Source organism: Cupriavidus lacunae, from assembly GCF_003353055.1.
Classification (GTDB): Bacteria; Pseudomonadota; Gammaproteobacteria; order Burkholderiales; family Burkholderiaceae; genus Cupriavidus; species Cupriavidus lacunae.
Map to the genome: position 1 here is coordinate 30,905 of NZ_QKWJ01000056.1, position 18,037 is coordinate 48,941.

The 18,037-nt window shown below is 64.9% G+C and carries 20 protein-coding genes; 9 read left to right on the forward strand and 11 right to left on the reverse strand.

Annotation, left to right across the window (positions count from 1 at the left end):
* The first annotated feature begins 1 nt into the window (after position 1).
* From DN412_RS30020 to DN412_RS30030, 3 genes are read left to right on the forward strand one after another with little or no spacing between them, the layout of a single operon-like run.
* A complete protein-coding gene (locus DN412_RS30020; protein WP_115214894.1) occupies positions 2 to 877 on the forward strand; it encodes an ABC transporter permease in 876 nt (291 codons plus the stop codon).
* Positions 870 to 1,928, forward strand: coding sequence for an ABC transporter ATP-binding protein (locus tag DN412_RS30025; RefSeq protein WP_115214895.1), 1,059 nt, complete (start codon positions 870 to 872; stop codon positions 1,926 to 1,928). Before DN412_RS30020 ends, DN412_RS30025 begins: the two co-directional genes overlap by 8 nt.
* Positions 1,925 to 2,770 (forward strand): phosphodiesterase, encoded by an 846-nt coding sequence (locus tag DN412_RS30030; protein ID WP_115214896.1) that lies wholly within the window; start codon positions 1,925 to 1,927, stop codon positions 2,768 to 2,770. The genes DN412_RS30025 and DN412_RS30030 overlap by 4 nt, the downstream gene beginning before the upstream one ends.
* 61 nt (positions 2,771 to 2,831) lie before the next feature.
* Here the strand turns inward: DN412_RS30030 and DN412_RS30035 are convergent, their stop codons facing one another.
* From DN412_RS30035 to DN412_RS30070, 8 genes are read right to left on the reverse strand one after another with little or no spacing between them, the layout of a single operon-like run.
* Entirely contained in the window at positions 2,832 to 3,146 is a 315-nt protein-coding gene (locus tag DN412_RS30035; RefSeq protein WP_115214897.1) for a Rieske (2Fe-2S) protein, read from the reverse strand.
* A gap of 1 nt (position 3,147) precedes the next feature.
* A complete protein-coding gene (locus DN412_RS30040; RefSeq protein ID WP_115214898.1) occupies positions 3,148 to 3,516 on the reverse strand; it encodes an SUF system Fe-S cluster assembly protein in 369 nt (122 codons plus the stop codon).
* A gap of 4 nt (positions 3,517 to 3,520) precedes the next feature.
* On the reverse strand, positions 3,521 to 3,967 hold the full coding sequence (gene sufU / locus DN412_RS30045; RefSeq protein ID WP_115214899.1) for a Fe-S cluster assembly sulfur transfer protein SufU: 447 nt from the start codon (positions 3,965 to 3,967) through the stop codon (positions 3,521 to 3,523).
* Entirely contained in the window at positions 3,967 to 5,235 is a 1,269-nt protein-coding gene (locus tag DN412_RS30050; protein ID WP_115214900.1) for a cysteine desulfurase, read from the reverse strand. The genes sufU and DN412_RS30050 overlap by 1 nt, the downstream gene beginning before the upstream one ends.
* The gene (sufD, locus tag DN412_RS30055; RefSeq protein WP_115214901.1) at positions 5,232 to 6,563 is read right to left on the reverse strand and encodes a Fe-S cluster assembly protein SufD; all 1,332 of its coding nucleotides are present in this window, start codon (positions 6,561 to 6,563) and stop codon (positions 5,232 to 5,234) included. The genes DN412_RS30050 and sufD overlap by 4 nt, the downstream gene beginning before the upstream one ends.
* The gene (gene sufC / locus DN412_RS30060; RefSeq protein ID WP_115214902.1) at positions 6,560 to 7,306 is read right to left on the reverse strand and encodes a Fe-S cluster assembly ATPase SufC; all 747 of its coding nucleotides are present in this window, start codon (positions 7,304 to 7,306) and stop codon (positions 6,560 to 6,562) included. Before sufC ends, sufD begins: the two co-directional genes overlap by 4 nt.
* Positions 7,307 to 7,360: 54 nt before the next feature.
* A complete protein-coding gene (gene sufB, locus DN412_RS30065) occupies positions 7,361 to 8,809 on the reverse strand; it encodes a Fe-S cluster assembly protein SufB (RefSeq protein ID WP_115214903.1) in 1,449 nt (482 codons plus the stop codon).
* Between the two features lie 30 nt (positions 8,810 to 8,839).
* Positions 8,840 to 9,310, reverse strand: coding sequence for an SUF system Fe-S cluster assembly regulator (locus tag DN412_RS30070; protein ID WP_115214904.1), 471 nt, complete (start codon positions 9,308 to 9,310; stop codon positions 8,840 to 8,842).
* A gap of 296 nt (positions 9,311 to 9,606) precedes the next feature.
* Here DN412_RS30070 and DN412_RS30075 point away from each other — a divergent pair, with 296 nt between their 5' ends.
* The 3 genes from DN412_RS30075 to phaZ all read left to right on the forward strand — a co-directional run bounded on the left by DN412_RS30075 (position 9,607) and on the right by phaZ (position 14,029).
* The gene (locus DN412_RS30075) at positions 9,607 to 10,317 is read left to right on the forward strand and encodes an SDR family oxidoreductase (RefSeq protein ID WP_115214905.1); all 711 of its coding nucleotides are present in this window, start codon (positions 9,607 to 9,609) and stop codon (positions 10,315 to 10,317) included.
* A gap of 128 nt (positions 10,318 to 10,445) precedes the next feature.
* Complete coding sequence (locus DN412_RS30080; protein WP_115214906.1) at positions 10,446 to 12,434, forward strand: thioredoxin domain-containing protein; 1,989 nt, start codon at positions 10,446 to 10,448, stop codon at positions 12,432 to 12,434.
* A gap of 251 nt (positions 12,435 to 12,685) precedes the next feature.
* A complete protein-coding gene (phaZ, locus tag DN412_RS30085) occupies positions 12,686 to 14,029 on the forward strand; it encodes a polyhydroxyalkanoate depolymerase (protein ID WP_115214907.1) in 1,344 nt (447 codons plus the stop codon).
* A gap of 83 nt (positions 14,030 to 14,112) precedes the next feature.
* Here the strand turns inward: phaZ and DN412_RS30090 are convergent, their stop codons facing one another.
* The gene (locus DN412_RS30090) at positions 14,113 to 15,912 is read right to left on the reverse strand and encodes a PHA/PHB synthase family protein (protein WP_115214908.1); all 1,800 of its coding nucleotides are present in this window, start codon (positions 15,910 to 15,912) and stop codon (positions 14,113 to 14,115) included.
* Between the two features lie 74 nt (positions 15,913 to 15,986).
* On the opposite strand from DN412_RS30090, the gene DN412_RS43555 reads away from it, so the two are divergent.
* On the forward strand, positions 15,987 to 16,130 hold the full coding sequence (locus tag DN412_RS43555) for a hypothetical protein (RefSeq protein ID WP_161564066.1): 144 nt from the start codon (positions 15,987 to 15,989) through the stop codon (positions 16,128 to 16,130).
* A gap of 28 nt (positions 16,131 to 16,158) precedes the next feature.
* Here the strand turns inward: DN412_RS43555 and DN412_RS30095 are convergent, their stop codons facing one another.
* Complete coding sequence (locus DN412_RS30095; RefSeq protein WP_115214909.1) at positions 16,159 to 16,440, reverse strand: hypothetical protein; 282 nt, start codon at positions 16,438 to 16,440, stop codon at positions 16,159 to 16,161.
* Positions 16,441 to 16,495: 55 nt separating this feature from the next.
* Here DN412_RS30095 and DN412_RS30100 point away from each other — a divergent pair, with 55 nt between their 5' ends.
* Together DN412_RS30100 and DN412_RS30105 are read left to right on the forward strand one after the other, a co-directional pair.
* Positions 16,496 to 16,960: an MTH938/NDUFAF3 family protein gene (locus DN412_RS30100; protein ID WP_244222829.1), complete on the forward strand. Its 465-nt coding sequence runs from the start codon at positions 16,496 to 16,498 to the stop codon at positions 16,958 to 16,960.
* A 159-nt stretch (positions 16,961 to 17,119) separates the two neighbouring features.
* Complete coding sequence (locus tag DN412_RS30105; RefSeq protein ID WP_039010287.1) at positions 17,120 to 17,407, forward strand: GYD domain-containing protein; 288 nt, start codon at positions 17,120 to 17,122, stop codon at positions 17,405 to 17,407.
* A 105-nt stretch (positions 17,408 to 17,512) separates the two neighbouring features.
* Here DN412_RS30105 and DN412_RS44805 read toward each other — a convergent pair whose 3' ends face one another.
* Positions 17,513 to 17,656 (reverse strand): thioredoxin domain-containing protein, encoded by a 144-nt coding sequence (locus DN412_RS44805; protein ID WP_244222830.1) that lies wholly within the window; start codon positions 17,654 to 17,656, stop codon positions 17,513 to 17,515.
* Positions 17,657 to 18,037: the final 381 nt, after the last annotated feature.

Below are 18,037 nucleotides of genomic sequence, written 5' to 3' on the forward strand. Positions count from 1 at the left end.
CATGACCCCAACCCATCGCCGCCCCGGCTACTGGCTGCAACTGGCGCTCACGCTGGCGGTCTGCGCCTTCATGACCGTGCCGGTCGTGCTCTCCGTGCTGGCTGGTCTGACCAACAATATCTTCATCGGCCTGGAAAGCGGCCTGACCACGCGCTGGCTCGCGGAAGTCTGGTCGCTCTATCGCAATACCATCTTCCTGTCGCTGCTGATCGCGCTGGCCTGCCTTGCCTGCACGCTGGTGCTGGGCGTGCCGGCAGCGTACTGCATGGCGCTGCGGCGCAACCGCGTCACCCGGCTGATCGAGGAACTGCTGATGCTGCCGGTGGCCGTTCCGGGCCTCGCGACCGCGCTTGGCCTGATCCTGCTCTACGGCACCTGGCAGGCCCTGCGCACGAGCTGGGTGTTTATCCTGATCGGCCACGTGCTGTTCACCCTGCCCTTCATGGTGCGTTCGGTGCTGGCCATCCTGTCCGCCATCGACATCCGCACGCTCGAAGACGCGGCGGCCAGCCTTGGCGCCAGCCGCCTGCAGCGCTTCTTTACCGTGGTGTTGCCCAATTGCCGCCAGGGCATCCTGGCCGGCGCGCTGATGGTGGTCACACTGTCGGTGGGCGAATTCAACCTGACCTGGATGCTGCACACGCCCACCACGCAGACGTTGCCGGTGGGCCTGGCCGACAGCTATGCCTCGATGCGCCTGGAGATCGGCTCGGCCTACACCATCGTCTTCTTCGTCATGATCATTCCGCTGCTGGTGCTGATGCAGGCGCTCAGCGCGCTGGGTGCGCGTTCCCGCAAGTACGTTCCGGAAGCGGCGCACGCCCCCGCTGTTGCCGCCACACCGGCCAACCCACATACCGAGACCCGTCATGCATGAACCCACCACCATCAGGCTGCGCAATTGCGGCAAGACGTTTGCCGACGGCACGCTGGCGCTGCAGCCCCTGGATCTCGACATCGGCGCCGCGGAAACCGTGGTGCTGCTGGGCCCGTCCGGCTGCGGCAAGACCACCACGCTGCGCATCATCGCCGGGCTGGAGTATCCCGATGCGGGCGGCGAAGTCTGGTTCGGCGATACCTGCGTGACCGCGCTGCCGATCGAGCAGCGCGGCGTGGGCATGGTGTTCCAGAGCTACGCGCTGTTCCCCAATATGACCGTCTCCGAGAACATCGGCTACGGGCTGCGCGTGCGGCGCGTGGACGCCGCTACGCGCCGCCGGCGGGTCGACGACATGCTCGCGATGATGCATCTGGAAGCCCTCGCCGACCGCCGCGTGGACCAGCTCTCGGGCGGCCAGCGCCAGCGCGTGGCGCTCGCACGCGCCATTGCCGTGCAGCCGCGCGTGCTACTGCTTGACGAGCCGCTGACCGCGCTCGACGCCAAGCTGCGCGACGCGCTGCGCGCCGACATCAACCAGTTGCTGCGCAGCCTGGGCATCACCGCCGTCTATGTCACGCATGACCAGGCCGAGGCCATGGCGCTGGGCGACCGCATCATCGTGATGGACAAGGGCCGCATCGCGCAGACCGGCACGCCGCAGGACATCTACCGCGCGCCGGCCAATGCCTTCGTGGCGGATTTCATCGGCACCATGAACCGCCTGCCCGCCGCTGCCGAGAACGGCGCCTGGCGCGTGCCTGGCGGCGTCGTGCCCCGGACGCATGAATCCGCGCCGGTGCCCCGCGCCGACCTGATGTTCCGCCCCGAAGACGTGACGCTGGTGCACGCGGACAACGCCCATCTGCACGGTAGCGTGGTCACGGCCCTGTTCCTGGGCAACTGCACGCGCCTGCTCGTGGAAGTCGGCGCCGCCGCGCCGCTCATCGTCGACACTACGCGCCGCGACAACTGGCACGCCGGAGATCGCGTCGGCCTGTGCATCGACACCGGCCACCTCATCACCCTTCCCGAAGCCCTGGCAGCATGAACACCGCCCCTTACCTGGTCGCCCACATCACCGACCTCCACATCAAGGCCGGCGGCAAGCTGTCATACCGGCTGGTTGACACCGCCGGCGCGCTGCACCGCTGCATCGACACCCTGCTGGCTGCCCCGCAACAGCCCGACACGGTGATCGTCACCGGCGACCTGGTCGACTTCGGCGCCGACAGCGAATACCAGTTCCTGCGCCAGATCCTGCAGCGGCTGCCCATGCCCGTGCGGCTGCTGCCGGGGAACCACGACAGCCGCGGCGCGCTACGCCGCGTCTTTGCCGATCACGACTACCTGTTCGCCACCGGCAGCGGCGAAGACCCGGTGCACTACAGCATCGACGCCGGCCCGCTGCGGTTGGTGGCCTTCGACTGCACCGTGCCGGGCCAGCCCGGCGGGCGTGTCGATCCCGCCGCGCTGCCGTGGCTGGAAGCCGCACTGTCTGCCGAACCGGCCCGCCCCACCCTGCTGTTGCTGCACCATCCGCCGTTCTTTACCGGCATCGGCCACATGGACGAGCAGGGCCTGGCCAACGCCGACGCACTCGAAGCCATCGTGCGCGGCCACCCGCAAGTGGAACGTGTGCTGTGCGGCCATCTGCACCGGCACATCACGCGCCGCTTCGGCGGCACGGTCGCGATCACCGCGCCCGGGCCGGCGCACCAGGTGGCGCTGGACCTGGACCCGCAGGCGCCCTCGCGCTTTCGCATGGAGCCGCCGGGCTACCTGCTGCACTGGTGGCATCCGGCGCACGGACTGGTGACGCATGCGGCAGCGATCGGGGACTATGGGGCGGCGCATCCGTTCTTTGACGCGCAGGGCAAGCTGATCGACTAGCGGTGACGCAAAGTGTCTGTGCACTCCCGCGTTCAATTGCTTGAAGGTACTACGGTGGCTCTCAGCGCTCGTCCCTGACCTGCACCTTGCCGTCCTCCACCCGGACCGGAAAGGTCGCCACGGGCTCGTAGGCGGGCGGGCACAGCGCCTCGCCCGTCAGCAGGGAAAAGTGCGAGCCGTGGCGGGGGCAGACGACTTCCTGGCCTTCCAGGTCGCCGCCGCAAAGTGGCTCGGCCTCGTGCGAGCAGAGGGCCTCGATGGCGTAGTAATTGCCACCCACATTGAATACCGCGACCGGTACGCCATCGACATCGACGTTGCGGCAAGTGCCCGGCGCGAAGTCCTCGGCGCGGGCGACATCGATCCACTCGCTCATCTCAGATCAGCCCCAGTTCCAGGCGCGCCGCCTCGCTCATTCGTTCTCTCGACCAGGGCGGGTCCCACACCAGCTCAACCTCGACTTCGTTCACCCCGCTGGCTTCCATCACTGCGCCCTCCACCACGCCGGGGAAGGTCTGCGCCACCGGGCAGCCCGGTGCGGTCAGCGTCATGCGGATGCCCACCTTGCCGCTGGCTTCGTCCGCCGATAACTGGTAGATCAGGCCAAGGTCATAGATATTGACCGGGATCTCGGGGTCATACACGGTGCGCAAGGCAGCTATCACCCGCCCCTCCAGGCTGTCCGGCTCAGCCTCGAACCTGTCTTCATGTTCCTCGGCCTTGCGCAGCCAATCGATTATGCCCATCGCTTCACTCCGTTGAGGCCGGCCTGGCGCTGTTCTCCAAAGCAGCGTGCATGGTATGCCAGGCCAGGGTTGCGCACTTGACGCGTGCCGGGAACTCGCGCACGCCGGCCAGGACCTCCAGCTTGCCCATCGGCACGCCGGCCCGCTGCGGCACTCCGGTCACCAGCGCGTGAAAGTCCGAGAACAAGGCCCGCGCCTGTGCCTCGGTCTTGCCCTTGAGCGCTTCTGTCATCAACGAGGCTGAGGCGGTGGAGATGGCGCAGCCCGAGCCCTCGAAGCTGGCGTCCTCGATCACCCCGTCGCGGATGCTCAGGTACAGCGTCAGCCGGTCGCCGCAGAGCGGGTTGAAGCCCTCGGCGCTGCGGTTCGCGGCCGCCAGCCGCCCGAAATTGCGCGGCGAGCGGCTGTGGTCGACCACCACTTCCTGGTAGAGGTTGCGCAGGTCAGACATCAGGCGAATACCTCCTGTGCCGCACGCACGGCAGCAAACAGTGCATCCACTTCTTCACGCGTGTTGTACAGCGCGAAGGAAGCGCGCACCGTGGCAGGCACCCCGAAGCGTTCCATCACGGGCATGGCGCAATGGTGGCCGGCACGGACCGCCACGCCGTGCTGATCGAGGATGGTGCCGACATCGTGGGGATGGATGCCGTCCAGGGTGAACGAGAGAATGCTCGCCCTGTCAGCAGCCCTGCCGATCATGCGCAGGCCGGCGACCTGCGCCGCCTGCGCGCTGGCGTAGGCGAGCAGCGCGTGCTCGTGGGCGGCGATGGCCTCCAGTCCGAGCGCGCTCACATACCCGATGGCGGCGCCAAGGGCGATGACGCCGGCGATATTGGGGGTGCCGGCCTCGAACTTGTAGGGAAGCTCGTTGTATGTGGTCTTGCGGAACGTGACCTCGCGAATCATGTCTCCGCCGCCCTGGTAAGGCGGCATGGCATCGAGCAGCGCAGCCTTGCCGTAGAGCACGCCGACGCCGGTGGGGCCGTAGAGCTTGTGCCCGGAAAAGGCGTAGAAATCGCAATCGAGGGCCTGTACGTCGACCTTGAGGTGCGGCACAGCCTGGGCGCCATCGATCAGCACCGGGATGCCCCGGGCATGTGCCAGCTCGATGATGTGTCGCACCGGGTTGACGGTGCCAAGTGCGTTGGACAGGTGCGTCAGCGCGACCAGCCTGGTGCGGGGGCCCAGCAATTGCGCGAACTGTTCCAGCATCAGCTCGCCGGCATCGTTGATCGGCGCCACCTGCAGCAAGGCGCCGGTGCGCTGGCACGCCAGTTGCCACGGCACGATATTGGAGTGGTGCTCCATCGTGCTGATCAGGATCTCGTCGCCCGGGCGCAGGCGCTGGCCGAAGCTTGCCGCCACCAGGTTGATCGCCTCGGTGGTGCCGCGCACGAACACGATTTCCTCACGCCCGGCCGCGTTGATCAGGTCTCGCACGGCGTCGCGCGCGGCTTCGTAGGCATCGGTGGCGCGCTGGCTCAGGGTGTGCACGCCGCGGTGCACATTGGCGTTGAGCGCGCTGTAGTAACGCGCTTCGCAATCGATCACGCTTTGCGGCTTCTGGGTGGTGGCGGCGTTGTCCAGATAGACCAGCGGCTTGCCGTTGACAGTCTGGCGCAGGATGGGGAAATCCCGCCGCAGCCGCTCTACCTCCAGGCTGACGGCCGGCAACGCGCGCTTCACGGCCATCAGTTCATGCGCTGCCGTGTTCATGGCAGCTCCTTCACAGGCTCGGACAGCCGGCTGCGCAAGATCGCTTCCAGCCGCGAGCGCAAAGGGGCGGGGCCGAGCCGCCTGACGACCTCCTCGGCGAAGGCAAAGGTCAGCAGGGCACGCGCCGCGGCATCGTCCATCCCGCGCGAACGCAGGTAGTAGATCTGCTCGGCATCGAGCTGGCCGACGGTGGCGCCGTGGCCGCATTTGACGTCGTCGGCATAGATCTCCAGTTGCGGCTTGGTGTCGACCTCGGCCTGGTCGGACAGCAGCAGGTTGCGGTTGGACTGGTGGGCATCGCTGTGCTGGGCATCGGCATGCACCACCACCTTGCCGTTGAAGACGGCGCGCGAGGCGCCCGCCAGCACGCCTTTATACAGCTCGCGGCTCTTGCTGTGCGGGCTGGCGTGGTCGATGCGGGTGTGGTGGTCGATATGCTGCCGCCCGGCGGTCATATACAGCCCGTCCAGCGAACACTCGGTATGCTCGGCATTCAGCCCGACTTCGATGTCGACACGCGCGAGGGCGCCGCCCAGGGCAAAGGAACTGGAGGCAAAGCGGCTACCCTGCCGCTGGTCCAGGTTCACGCCGGCGATATGGAAGGCCTTGAGGCTCTCCTGCTGCAGCTTGTGATGTTCGATCTGCGCATCGCGCTCGGCTACGATGTCAGTGATGGTATTGGTGCAATAGCCCAGGCCATCCAGGCCCGCGTGGTGCTCCACGATGCAGACTCGGCTGCCGGCTTGCGCCACCACGAGGTTGCGCGCATGGGTTGCCAGCTCGCCAGCCGTGGCGAGGAACAGCAAGTGGATTGGCTGTTCGAGGACAGTTCCGGCCGCCAAGCGGATATAGGCACCATCGGTCATGAACGCCATGTTCAAGGCGGCAAAACCGGACGGGTAGTCGCTAGCGCGACGCAGGAGCAGCGCTTCCAGGCCGTCTGGCGCGCGCTCCAGCGTGGCGGCGAGGCTGGCCAGCTCCATGCCCGCAGGCAGGGCACCGATGCGCGACCATTGCGGCTGGTGCGCGCCGTTGACGAACACCATCAGGTGCGCGCCGGCCAGGGCGAGCGCCTCGATCCGCGCTGCCACCGCAGCGTCCAGGCCGTCGCCGGCCTGCGGCAGTGCCACGGCAAGGCGGCTTCTCTCGAGTGCGGCCACGCTGGTGTATTTCCAGTCCTCCTGGCGCAGCGTGGGGAACCCGGCCTGGGCGAAATGATCCAGCGCCTGCCGGCGCGCGTGCGCGAGCCAGCCCAGGCGGCGGCCGGGCAGCGCGGCCTCGACGCGGTCGAACTCGGCGAGATAGTGTTCCAGTCCGCTTGCGCTCATGTTGAGGACTCCATCCCGGCATAGCCGTTCCGCTCCAGTTCGCGCGCCAACTCGGGCCCGCCGGACCTGGCGATTCGGCCTTGCGCAAGCACATGAACCTGATCCGGCACGATGTAGTCGAGCAGGCGCTGGTAGTGCGTGACCAGCACAATGGCGCGTTGCGGGCTGCGCATGGCCTCGATGCCCCTGGCGACGATCTTGAGCGCGTCGATGTCGAGGCCAGAGTCGGTCTCGTCGAGAATGGCGAGCCGGGGCTCCAGCACCGCCATCTGCAGGATCTCGTTGCGCTTCTTCTCGCCGCCGGAGAAGCCCTCGTTCACAGATCGGTAAAGCAGGTCCTGGTCCATTTCCATGAGCTGGAGCTTGTCCTTGACCAGGGCGAGAAAATCCATGGCGTCCAGCGCTGGCTCGCCGCGGTGCTTGCGGATCGCATTGAGCCCCGCCTTGAGCAGGTAGATATTGGAGACGCCCGGGATTTCCACCGGATACTGGAAGGCGAGGAAGATGCCCGCGCGGGCGCGCTCTTCCGGCGGCATGCCAAGCAGGTTGGTGCCATCGTAGAGGACTTCGCCCGCAGTCACGGTGAAACGGTCGCGCCCGGCCAGTACGTGGGCCAGGGTGCTCTTGCCCGAACCGTTGGGGCCCATGATGGCGTGCACCTCGCCGGCCTTCACGCCGAGGTCGATGCCGTGCAGGATGGGCTTGTCGTCTACGCTGACATGCAGCTTGCGAATCTCAAGCATGGCTGGCTTCTTTCATCCGATGCGGCCTGCGGCGCGCCCCCGTGCGCGCCACGGTTACCCGATACTGCCTTCCAGGCTCACGCCCAGCAGCTTCTGGGCTTCCACCGCGAATTCCATCGGCAACTCCTTGAATACTTCCTTGCAAAATCCGTTCACGATCATCGAAACCGCATCCTCGGCGCTGACACCGCGGCTCTGGCAATAGAACAACTGGTCCTCGCCGATGCGCGAGGTGGAGGCCTCGTGCTCGACCTGGCCAGTGGCGTTCTTCACCTCGATATAAGGGAAGGTGTGGGCTGCGCATTTGTCGCCCAGCAGCAGCGAATCGCACTGCGAGTAGTTGCGCGCGCCGACTGCGCTCCTGGCCATCCTCACCAGTCCGCGGTAGGCATTCTGGCCGTGACCGGCCGAAATGCCCTTGGAAAGGATGGTGCTCCTGGTATTCCTGCCGAGGTGGGTCATCTTGGTTCCGGTGTCGGCCTGCTGGTAGTGATTGGTCAGCGCGACCGAATAGAACTCGCCGACCGAGTCGTCGCCCTGCAGGATCACGCTTGGATACTTCCAGGTGATGGCGGAGCCGGTCTCCACCTGGGTCCAGGAAATCTTCGAGCGTGCGCCGCGGCAGTCGCCGCGCTTGGTGACGAAGTTGTAGATGCCGCCCTTGCCTTCCTTATCGCCCGGATACCAGTTCTGCACGGTCGAGTATTTGATCTGTGCATCTTCCAGCGCAATCAGCTCCACCACCGCGGCATGTAGCTGGTTCTCGTCGCGCATCGGCGCGGTGCAACCCTCCAGATAGCTGACGTAAGCGCCCTGGTCGGCGATGATCAGGGTACGCTCGAACTGGCCCGTGTTGCTGGCATTGATGCGGAAGTAGGTCGACAGCTCCATCGGGCAGCGCACCCCGGGCGGGATATAGCAGAACGAGCCGTCGCTGAACACGGCGGAATTGAGCGACGCGAAAAAGTTGTCGGTATAGGGCACGACCGAGCCGAGATACTGCTGCACCAGCGCCGGATGCTCCCGCACCGCCTCGGAAAACGAGCAGAAGATGATGCCGAGTTCGCCCAGTTTCTGCTTGAAGGTGGTGGCCACCGAGACGCTGTCGAATACCGCGTCCACCGCCACGCCTGCCAGCAGTTCACGCTCGTGCAGTGGCACGCCCAGCTTTTCGTAGGTGCGCAACAACTCCGGATCGACCTCGTCCAGCGTCTTCGGTCCCGCCTTCTGGGAGCGCGGCGCTGAATAGTAGGCGATCGCCTGGTAGTCGATGGGCGGGTGCTTGACCGTCGCCCAGTGCGGCTCGGACATCGTCAGCCAGTGGCGGAAGGCCTTGAGGCGCCACTCCCGCATGAATTCCGGCTCGCCCTTGATGGCCGAGATCATGCGGATCACGTCCTCATTCAGCCCGCACGGCACCGTGTCCGTCTCCACGGACGTGTAGAAGCCATGCTTATAGCCTTGGCTGATCAATTCATCGAGCTTGCGTGCCGGGGTTGCCATGATCTGCTTCGCTTGCCACTGTCACCTGAATCACGAAATGTCAGCTTGCGGCCCGTGTGCGCCTCGGGCGTGCAAGGCGCCAATATCTACCGTGTGCAAAACCGGTTGTGCCATATCTGCCAGTGTCACACTGTTAAGCGCCATAAAGATCACTCTATTGACCGATTGCCAGTTGGCGCGGATGGCGCACAAACCTTCCTGTGCACACAGACCGGCAGCGACGCAGCACTCGGTCATTCCGGCCGGGCCTTCCATGGCGTCAATCACCTGCGCGATCGAGATATGTTCGGGCGGTCGTGCCAGCAGATAGCCGCCATTGGCGCCGCGCAACGACTCCAGCAAGTGGTGCCTTGCCAGCGTCTTCAGAATCTTGCTTGCTGTCGGTACCGCCACGCCGATCGCGGCGGCGAGCTCGGCGGCACTGTAAATTCGACCCGGGTCTCGCGCCAGGTGCGTCATGATCACCGTGCCGTAGTCAGTCAGCTTGCTTAGTCTGAGCATCGTCGCCACCAGTATTTTTTAATTAGAACCATTTCGGTCCTCATTTGTTCCAGCATCCCCTTTCGCGTCAGGCCAGGATACGGAGAATCCGCTATCACCAGGCAACCGTCGACGGTGTATAGATAAGTAGCCGCACCTACGGGGCATGCGAACAGCGACATCTTTCAGGGGACTCTGGAACGAGGGGAACGCGTTCATCGCATCCCTGTAGCAACGTGCGTGGGCGTGCGATGCGGGCAAGTCTTTAAGGCAGCAAGAGTTGGCCCGCCTCATGCCAGCGCCGAGGAGACTCAGGCATGGTTAGCCAACCTATTACCGTCATCACTGGAGCGAGCCGCGGCTTGGGCCGCGCGGCCGCGCGCCGGCTTGCCACCGTGGAAGGCCATCTGGTCGTCGCCACGGCACGCAAGCCGACAGAGCTCGAGTTGCTGGAGACAGAGTTCCGGCTTGCGGGTCATCCGGTCGCTTGCCACCCCCTTGACGTTACGGAGGACAGCTCGGCGGCCGCATTGGCCAACTGGCTGACCGAACGCTTCGGTCGCGTGGACGTGCTGATCAACAACGCTGGTGTTTCGCTCGACCACTACGACACCAGCCTGCTCGAACTGCCGCTCGAGACCCTGCGCCGCACCCTGGAAATCAATCTTTTTGGCGTGCTTCGGATCACCCAGGCGTTGGCGCCGCTGCTGCGCGCCAGCCGCGCCGGCCGGGTGGTCAACCTGGCTTCGGGCATGGGACAGTTGGCGGAGATGGGCAGCGGCGTGCCGGCCTACCGAATCTCGAAAACGGCGCTGAATGCCGTCACACGCATCCTGTCCGCCGAGATGGCTGATAGCGGCGTAAAGGTCAACTCGGTGTGCCCCGGCTGGTGCCGCACCGACCTGGGCGGCCCCGATGCGCCGCGCTCGCCCGAGCAGGGCATCGACACCGTGGTCTGGCTGGCAACGCTGCCCGACGACGGCCCCACCGGTGGCTTTTTCCGCGATCGCCAGTCGATTCCATGGTAGCCAGGCGCGGGCGGTACCAGTACCGGGCGAACGGGATTGGGGGGCCTGATGCTGGAAACCAGCCACGCGCTTGCCGTTCGCCTTGTTCTGCGCCACAGTTGCTCCACCGGCCCAGGCTGGAGATTATGATGAGAAACCGGCTCGCCACAGAAACCTCGCCTTACCTCCGGCAACACGCGGAGAATCCGGTCGATTGGTATCCCTGGTGCGAAGAGGCGTTTCGCCGCGCACGCGACGAGGACAAGCCGGTACTGCTTTCCGTCGGCTACGCCACATGCCATTGGTGTCACGTCATGGCGCACGAATCGTTCGAGCATCCCCGGATCGCCGGCCTGATGAACGAGCGCTTCATCAGCATCAAGGTTGACCGGCAGGAGCGTCCCGACCTCGACGACGTTTACCAGAAAGTCCCCCAGATGATGGGACATGGCGGCGGCTGGCCGCTCACGGTGTTCCTGACACCGCAAGGAGAGCCGTTCTTCGGTGGCACCTACTTTCCGCCGGATGACCGCCATGGCCGCCCTGGGTTAGAGCGTGTGCTGCTGAGCGTGAGCGAAGCCTGGACGCATCGCCGCCAGGAACTGCGCGACGCCATCGAGCAGTTTCAGCAGGGGTTCCGGCAGCTAGACGACGCTGACCTGAGCCGCGAAGCCTTGGAAGTCGAGGACCTGCCCGCGCAGACAGCCCTCGCCCTCGCGCGAAATACGGATCCGACCCATGGCGGGTTGGGCGGAGCGCCCAAGTTTCCGAACGCAAGCGCTTACGACCTCGTGCTGCGTATCTATCAACGAACTGGTGAACCCGCGCTGCTTGAAGCGCTGGAGCGCACGCTCGACTGCATGGCGGCCGGCGGCATCCATGACCAGCTCGGCGGTGGGTTCGCCCGCTACAGTGTCGATGAACGTTGGGCCGTGCCCCACTTCGAAAAGATGCTTTACGACAACGGCCAGCTCGTCACACTCTACGCGGACGCCTATCGCCTGACGGGCAAGCAAGCCTGGCGCCGCGTATTCGAGGGAACTATCGCGTACATTCTGCGGGACATGACGCACCCCGAAGGCAGCTTTTATGCTGCCGAAGACGCCGACAGCGAAGGCAAGGAAGGCCGCTTTTATGTCTGGACGCCGGCCGAGGTGAAGGCGATTCTGGGCGAATCCGAGGGGGCCCTGGCGTGTCGCGCCTACGGCGTGACCGACGGCGGGAACTTTGCACCCGGCAGATCGGTGCTCCACCGTGCGGTCACCCTGCCCCCCCTGGAGGAGGCGCGACTCGAAGGCTGGCGCGAGCGGCTGTTGGCAGCACGCGCCCAGCGCGTGCGCCCCGGCCGTGACGACAACATTCTCACCGGCTGGAACGGTCTCATGATCCAGGGGCTCTGCGCGGCATACCAGGCGACGGGCAACCCCGGACACCTCGCCGCCGCAAGGCGCGCGGCGAGCTTTATCGAGGACAAGCTCACCATGCCGGACGGCGGCGTGTACCGGCACTGGAAGGACGGCACAGTCAAGGTGCCAGGGTTCCTGGAAGACTATGCTTTCCTGGCCAACGCTCTGATCGACCTCTACGAATCCTGCTTCGACAGGCGATACCTTGATCGCGCAGCCGAACTCGTGGCGCTCATACTCGACAAGTTCTGGGAAGACGGGCTGTATTTCACCTCCCACGATGCCGAGCAATTGGTGCACAGGCCTCGCGCGCCGTATGACAGCGCCTGGCCGTCGGGCATTTCAGCCAGTCTGTTCTCCTTCCTGCGCTTGCATGAACTCACCGGCCAGGATCACTATCGTGACCTCGCCGAGCAAGAATTCCAGCGATATGGGGCTGCCGCCACCGCGGCCCCGGCCGGCTTCGTACACCTCCTGGCCGCCAGGGACTTCGCGCAGCGCGGCGCGCTCGGGATCATTCTTGCCGGCGATAAGGCGGCTGCCGCCCCATTGGTGAAAAGCGTTCACCGCACCTACCTTCCGGCACGCGTCCTGGCATTCGCCGAAGACGTTCCAGTCGGCCAGGGGCGGCACCCGGTCGACGGCCGGCCGGCAGCCTACGTGTGCCGACATCGCACCTGTACCGCACCGGTAACCAGTGGCCGGGCGCTCCTTGACCGCTGCGTGGCGTGACCTTTGCCGCGATTCCTTCCGCCCATGCCACTCGTGATTAGTGCGATCTGTCTGGTCATGCTGACTCAGACCGCCGCGCCCGCTCCAAATGCCGCAACGACCTAACATGGAGAAAGCGGTTGTGCGCGGTCAACCTCCGAGCAATCGGCACTTTGGTGCGTCCGCGTTGCAAGGTACGCAGTTGGCTGTTGTGCATGGCCGGGGGCGTGGCGGTAACAACCGTGCGGGCTGGCCCTCATCGTGGAGCCCAGATGCTGTATCCCATCGTCGAATCTCAGCGCTCGCTGCTTGCGACATGGACGGCGTGGGCGGAGGCGGTCACAAGCGGGTGGATCGAGCCGGCCAATCCCTGGGCCCGATTTGCTGCTGCATCGTGCATTGCCGCGGGATGGGCACTGTGCAATCGCTTTGGTCAGGCATATCAAAAGCCGGCCTTCGGCATCACGGCGCTCAACTATAACGGCCGCATGATCCCTGTGACCGAGCACGTGGCGCTGGACCATCCGTTCTGCCGTCTGCTGCGCTTCGCGCCAGATACGACTGGCGGGAGTGTTGCGGGGCCCGAGCCGCAACCCGTGGTGCTGGTTTGCGCCCCGCTCGCCGGACATCATGCCGTGCTGCTGCGGGAACTCATTGAGACTTTGTTGCCCGAGCATGTAGTGTACGTGACGGACTGGAAGGATGCGCGACGGGTGCCGACAGCGGACGGGCCGTTCACGCTGGAGGATTGCGTGGCCGAGGTGCAGACAGCCATCCTTCATATTGGCGCAGAACAGCTGCACGTGCTGGCCATTTGCCAGGCGGCCGTGCCCGCACTGGCAGCCGTTTCCCTGCTCGCCAGCGCTGGGGAACCGACCCCAAGAAGCCTGATTCTGATGGGCGGCCCAATCGATGCCCGCCGCAGTCCTACCGCGGTCGGCCGCCTGGCCGCGCGCCGGTCGCTCACGTGGTTTGAGCAAAACCTGATTCACGTGGTCCCCGATCCCTACCCCGGTGCCGGACGCAAGGTGTACCCCAGCTTCCTGCAGCTTGCCGGACTAGCGGCGGCGCAGCCGGACCGTTTGGTGCGGGCGCACTGCGACTACTACGTAGATCTCGTTCGCGGTGACGTCAAGCATGCCGAGGTGCACCGGCGCCGGTGCGACGAATACAACGCCGTGCTTGATCTGGCGGCGGAGTTCTATTTGGATACCATCCGCATTGTGTTCCAGGAGTTCCGCCTGGCCGTCGGCGATTGGGACGTGCAGGGCCAGCCAGTGCGCCCACAGGACATTCGCACCACCGCGCTGCTCACGATCGAAGGCGAACTGGATGCCATTTCCGGCCGCGGGCAGACCCACGCAGCGCACGATCTGTGTCGGGGGGTACCCGTGCGACACAAGCGACATCTCACGGCGAGTCGATGCGGCCACTACGATCTGTTCTCCGGACGGCGCTTGCAGACCGAGGTCTTCCCGCACATCGATGATCTGATCCGGCAATACAGCCCTGCACCACAGCCGGCCACAAGTAGTGCGCATGGGACGCCGGCTCGGACGATGGCGACGATGGGGCGGCCGGCCACGCCGCCCTGGACGCCGCCAATTTACCGCTGATGCAGCGGAGCAAGGGCGGCTCAGAGGCTCAGAGTTGGCGAGGCCCGCTTCGCCTTATTTCGAGTGGCGTGCGGAGTGGACCTTCAGGGTGCGAATACGTAAGTGCCGGGAGCATCTCCCAGTACGGTACCCCCGCCAAGCTGCCGCGGGGCAGATTGTTCGCTGGAATGCGCGGCCAGCCACTGCTGCCAGCACGGCCACCAGGAACCTTCGCAAACCGGTGTCTGCGCGAACCATTCATTCGGATTCAAGGAGGCGCCGTCCTGGGGCCGCGTGCTGAAGCGATAGCGGCGGCCGGCATGCCCAGGTTCGGAGACGATGCCCGCATTGTGTCCACCTGAAGCGAGAAGAAAACTGACTTCGGTACGCGTCAACAGGTGGAGTTTGTACACGGAGCGCCAAGGTGACACGTGGTCCCGTTCCGTGCCGACAACAAAGATGGGCTGCTTGATGTCGGCGAGGGCCACCGGCCGGCCCTTCACGCAGTATCTGCCCTCGGCCAGATCATTGTTCAGGTACAGCCAGTGCAGATTTTCACTATGCATGCGGTAAGGCAAGCGCGTGGTATCGGCGTTCCAGGCCATCAGATCGGTCTGCTCAGTGCGCTGGCCCAGCAGGTATTCGCGCGTCAACCGGGACCAGACCAGATCCCGCGAATGCAGCAGCTGGAAGGCACCCGCCATCTGGGTCCCATCCAGATAGCCTTGCTCCCACATCAGCGCGTCGAGATAGGCAAGTTCGCTCGCGTCGATGAATAGACCAAGCTCGCCCGGCTCGCTGAAGTCGGTCTGCGCCGCGAACAGCGTAACCGTCTTGAGGGGAGCCGACTTCGGCCCGATGTCGCGCCCGAGTGCGGCTGCGCCGATCGCCAACAAGGTGCCGCCAAGGCAGTAGCCGGCGGCATGGACCGGTACCCCGCCGACAATGCGGCGCACCTGTGCCAATGCATCGAGCGGCCCCAGTTCGAGGTAGTCATTCATGCCGAGGTCGCGCGCATCCGCATGCGGGTTCTTCCAGGAGATCAGGAAAACCGTGTACCCCCGTTCCACCAGATAGCGTACAAGCGAATTGTGTGGCGACAGGTCCAGCACGTAATACTTCAAGAGCCACGAGGGAACGATCAGCACCGGCTCGTGCCAGACGGTCGCGGTCTGCGGTGCGTACTGGATCAGCTCGATCAAGGCATTGCGATAGACCACCTTACCGGGCGTGATCGCGACGTCTCGACCGACGCAATGGGGGCCGCATCGCGCCCGGGACGTATGCAGGACATGGTCGGCAAAGATGTTCTGATGGTCGTCCAGCCAATGCTGAGCGCCTGCGAGGAAGTTGCCTCCACCTGTCTCGGCCAGCGCCCGCAGCACTTCGGGGTTCAGCCACCAACAGTTACTTGGCGACAGCATGTCGGTCCATTGCCGGGCCGAAAAACTGACGACACGCTCATGGTGTGGAGAGACGCCGCGCAGGTCGGTGGTCGCTTGCTGCCAGAACGCCTCGGCGTGCAAGAAGCCATCACGCAGCAGATGGAACGGCCAGCGGCCCCAGTCCGGATGGGCGAAGCGCGGGTCGTCGGGTTCAACGAGGAGCGCCGGCCGGCCCGCAAGACCGACCGGTTGCGCGATGTGCTGCAACAGTGCCATCTGCTTGCCTGGCGAGCTGGCAAGGTGCCAAGCCCAGTCCAGGCACGCCAGCCACAGCGCGGCCGGCGAAACGCCGCCGGTGGCGCGGGCGATCGCCGCGTGCAGGAGCCGGTCGATCCGCGTGGCCGGCTTATCCAGCGCAGAGCCCGGGTATGCCCCGGCACAATCGGTTCCCGCTGTTACGCCTGCCGCGCGCCCGTCAGAGCACGGGACGGCGGAGGGATGTGTCACGGTCTCGTCCATCGCAAGCCGTCCTCCAGGCGAAGAAGTTCGCCGATTTCTTCCACGCTGAATCCCCAGCCACTGGGCTGATTCTCATGAAGCTCGCATGGATCACAACCATTTCGGAATTCCAGTGGACCGTTCGCTACGGTCGTTCTCCCACCACCTACAAGAAGGCATTCTTGTTCCACTTCACCCTGCCCCTACCTGAGCGTCCACGCGCCGCGGTGCCGGTCTGAAGACGCGGCGATCCCCTTGAGCGCGCCTTTAACCGCCCTCAGTGGCGCGCGGCACGAACAGCGCCAGCGCAGGATTCATGACCAGCCATGGCAGCCACGCCCGGCGCAGCATGTCGCTCCACAACTGCAATGCGAAGGGCTGCCCGGGCGCGAATGTGGCGGATTGCGCCAGCCAACGCTCCATCGCCTCGAACGAGGGCGTTGCCCTGATTTGCACGGTCATCAGCTCCGCGTTCTGCTCAGGGAGTTGGTGGTGAATAAGTTCAATATCGATGGTCGGCAGATGTGTCGTGATCCTGGTCTCTGACATGGTCAATACTCCTGCGAACAGTTGGGGGTGACATTAATGATTCTTGGCGACGATCATGCCAGGTGCAAATCAGGCTTGCGGCATCTGGCAGAGTGGCGGAATCCGGTGGGTTCTGGCGAACTACAATGATCGTGCCGGTTCGTCGCATGGCATGGCCACTGTGGAGGTGCGTATGCGCTTCGAGGCATTCTCCTTCGGCTCCATCTGCATTGATGGCGTCACGTACGAGCATGACGTGGTCATCGACCAAGGCAAAGTCCGCAAGCGCAGGAAGGGGCCATCCAAGCCATTCCGCGAGGCCTTCGGGCATACGCCGCTGTCGGTGCGGGAAGACATTCCCTGGAACTGCAGTCGGCTGGTGATTGGCACCGGCAGCGGGGCATTGCCGGTCATGGACGAGGTGAAGCAGGAGGCTAAGGATCGCCATGTGAAACTGGTTATTGCGCCCACTGCCAAGGCCATTGCGACGCTGGAGAAGCACCCCGGCGGCACCAACGCGGTCCTGCACCTTACTTGCTAGCCGCGCAAGGCGCGGCTGCCTGCCATAGCGGGCGCGCGGCCGCGCGCCACCCACGCGAACCTATAATCGATTGGCAGCGCACGCGCTGTCAACGGACAGCGTTGCCGCGTGCGTCAGCCCGTACCCGATGGAGGGCAACCGTTCATACGGAGGTATTCCATGGCAACCTACGTCATCCTCAGCACTTTGTCTCCCAACGCCTTCAAGGATCCACATGAACTAAAGCAGCTCGCCGCCACGGTCTCGGAGAAGATCAAGGCGGAATGCCCCGCTGTTACATGGAAGGACAGCTTTCTTACGCTGGGCCGGTTCGACGTGGTGGATATCGTCGAGTCCAATGACCTGAAACAACTCGAAAGAGCGGTCCTGATCATCCGTGCTTATGGGCACGCAGGTACCGAAACCCTGCAAGGGACTCCGTGGAAGGAGTTCATCGCATCGCTTTAGCAGCCACGAAGTCGGATGCGCGCGTCGCCGCATCGGCGCGTTGCGCGGGCGGGCCATCAATGCCGCGAGCGGCCAGCCCGCATCGCACCTGGACCTTCTGCGGCGTCAGGTATCCAGTTTCCACTTGATCGAACAGCCAAACGCCGGCTGTTGCTGCGCGGGACCTTCGCCGGTCTGCGCGACCTGCCGCATCGCTTCAAAGAGATCGCGCGGCGCACCGGCCACCGGGTCTTTGCGCGACGCGTCCACGCGCCCCCGGTAACACAGCCGTAGGTTCGCATCGAAGTCGAAGCACTCGGGCGTGCAGACCGCGCCATATGCGCGGGCCGTCTGTTGCGTCTCGTCGTAGAGATAGGGGAAACGGCAAGCCGGCGTCCCCTCTTGTTTGAACCAAGACCTCACGGCCGCCGTATCGAAATTCCATAGCGAGCTCTCCGGAGTGCGTTCACTAGTGTCCTGAGTCGGAAGTTCGTTGCAGAAATAAGTCTGTCGAGAAGGTGCGCGAGCCTAGGAGCCCGTCGGGCTTTCCGGCCTTCCAATCGATGATGCCCTGCCAGATAATCGCGGCAGCACAACCGAGAAACTATCCCGATGAGCCGCTTCGTTCCCGTTGACCGAGACACCGCGTAC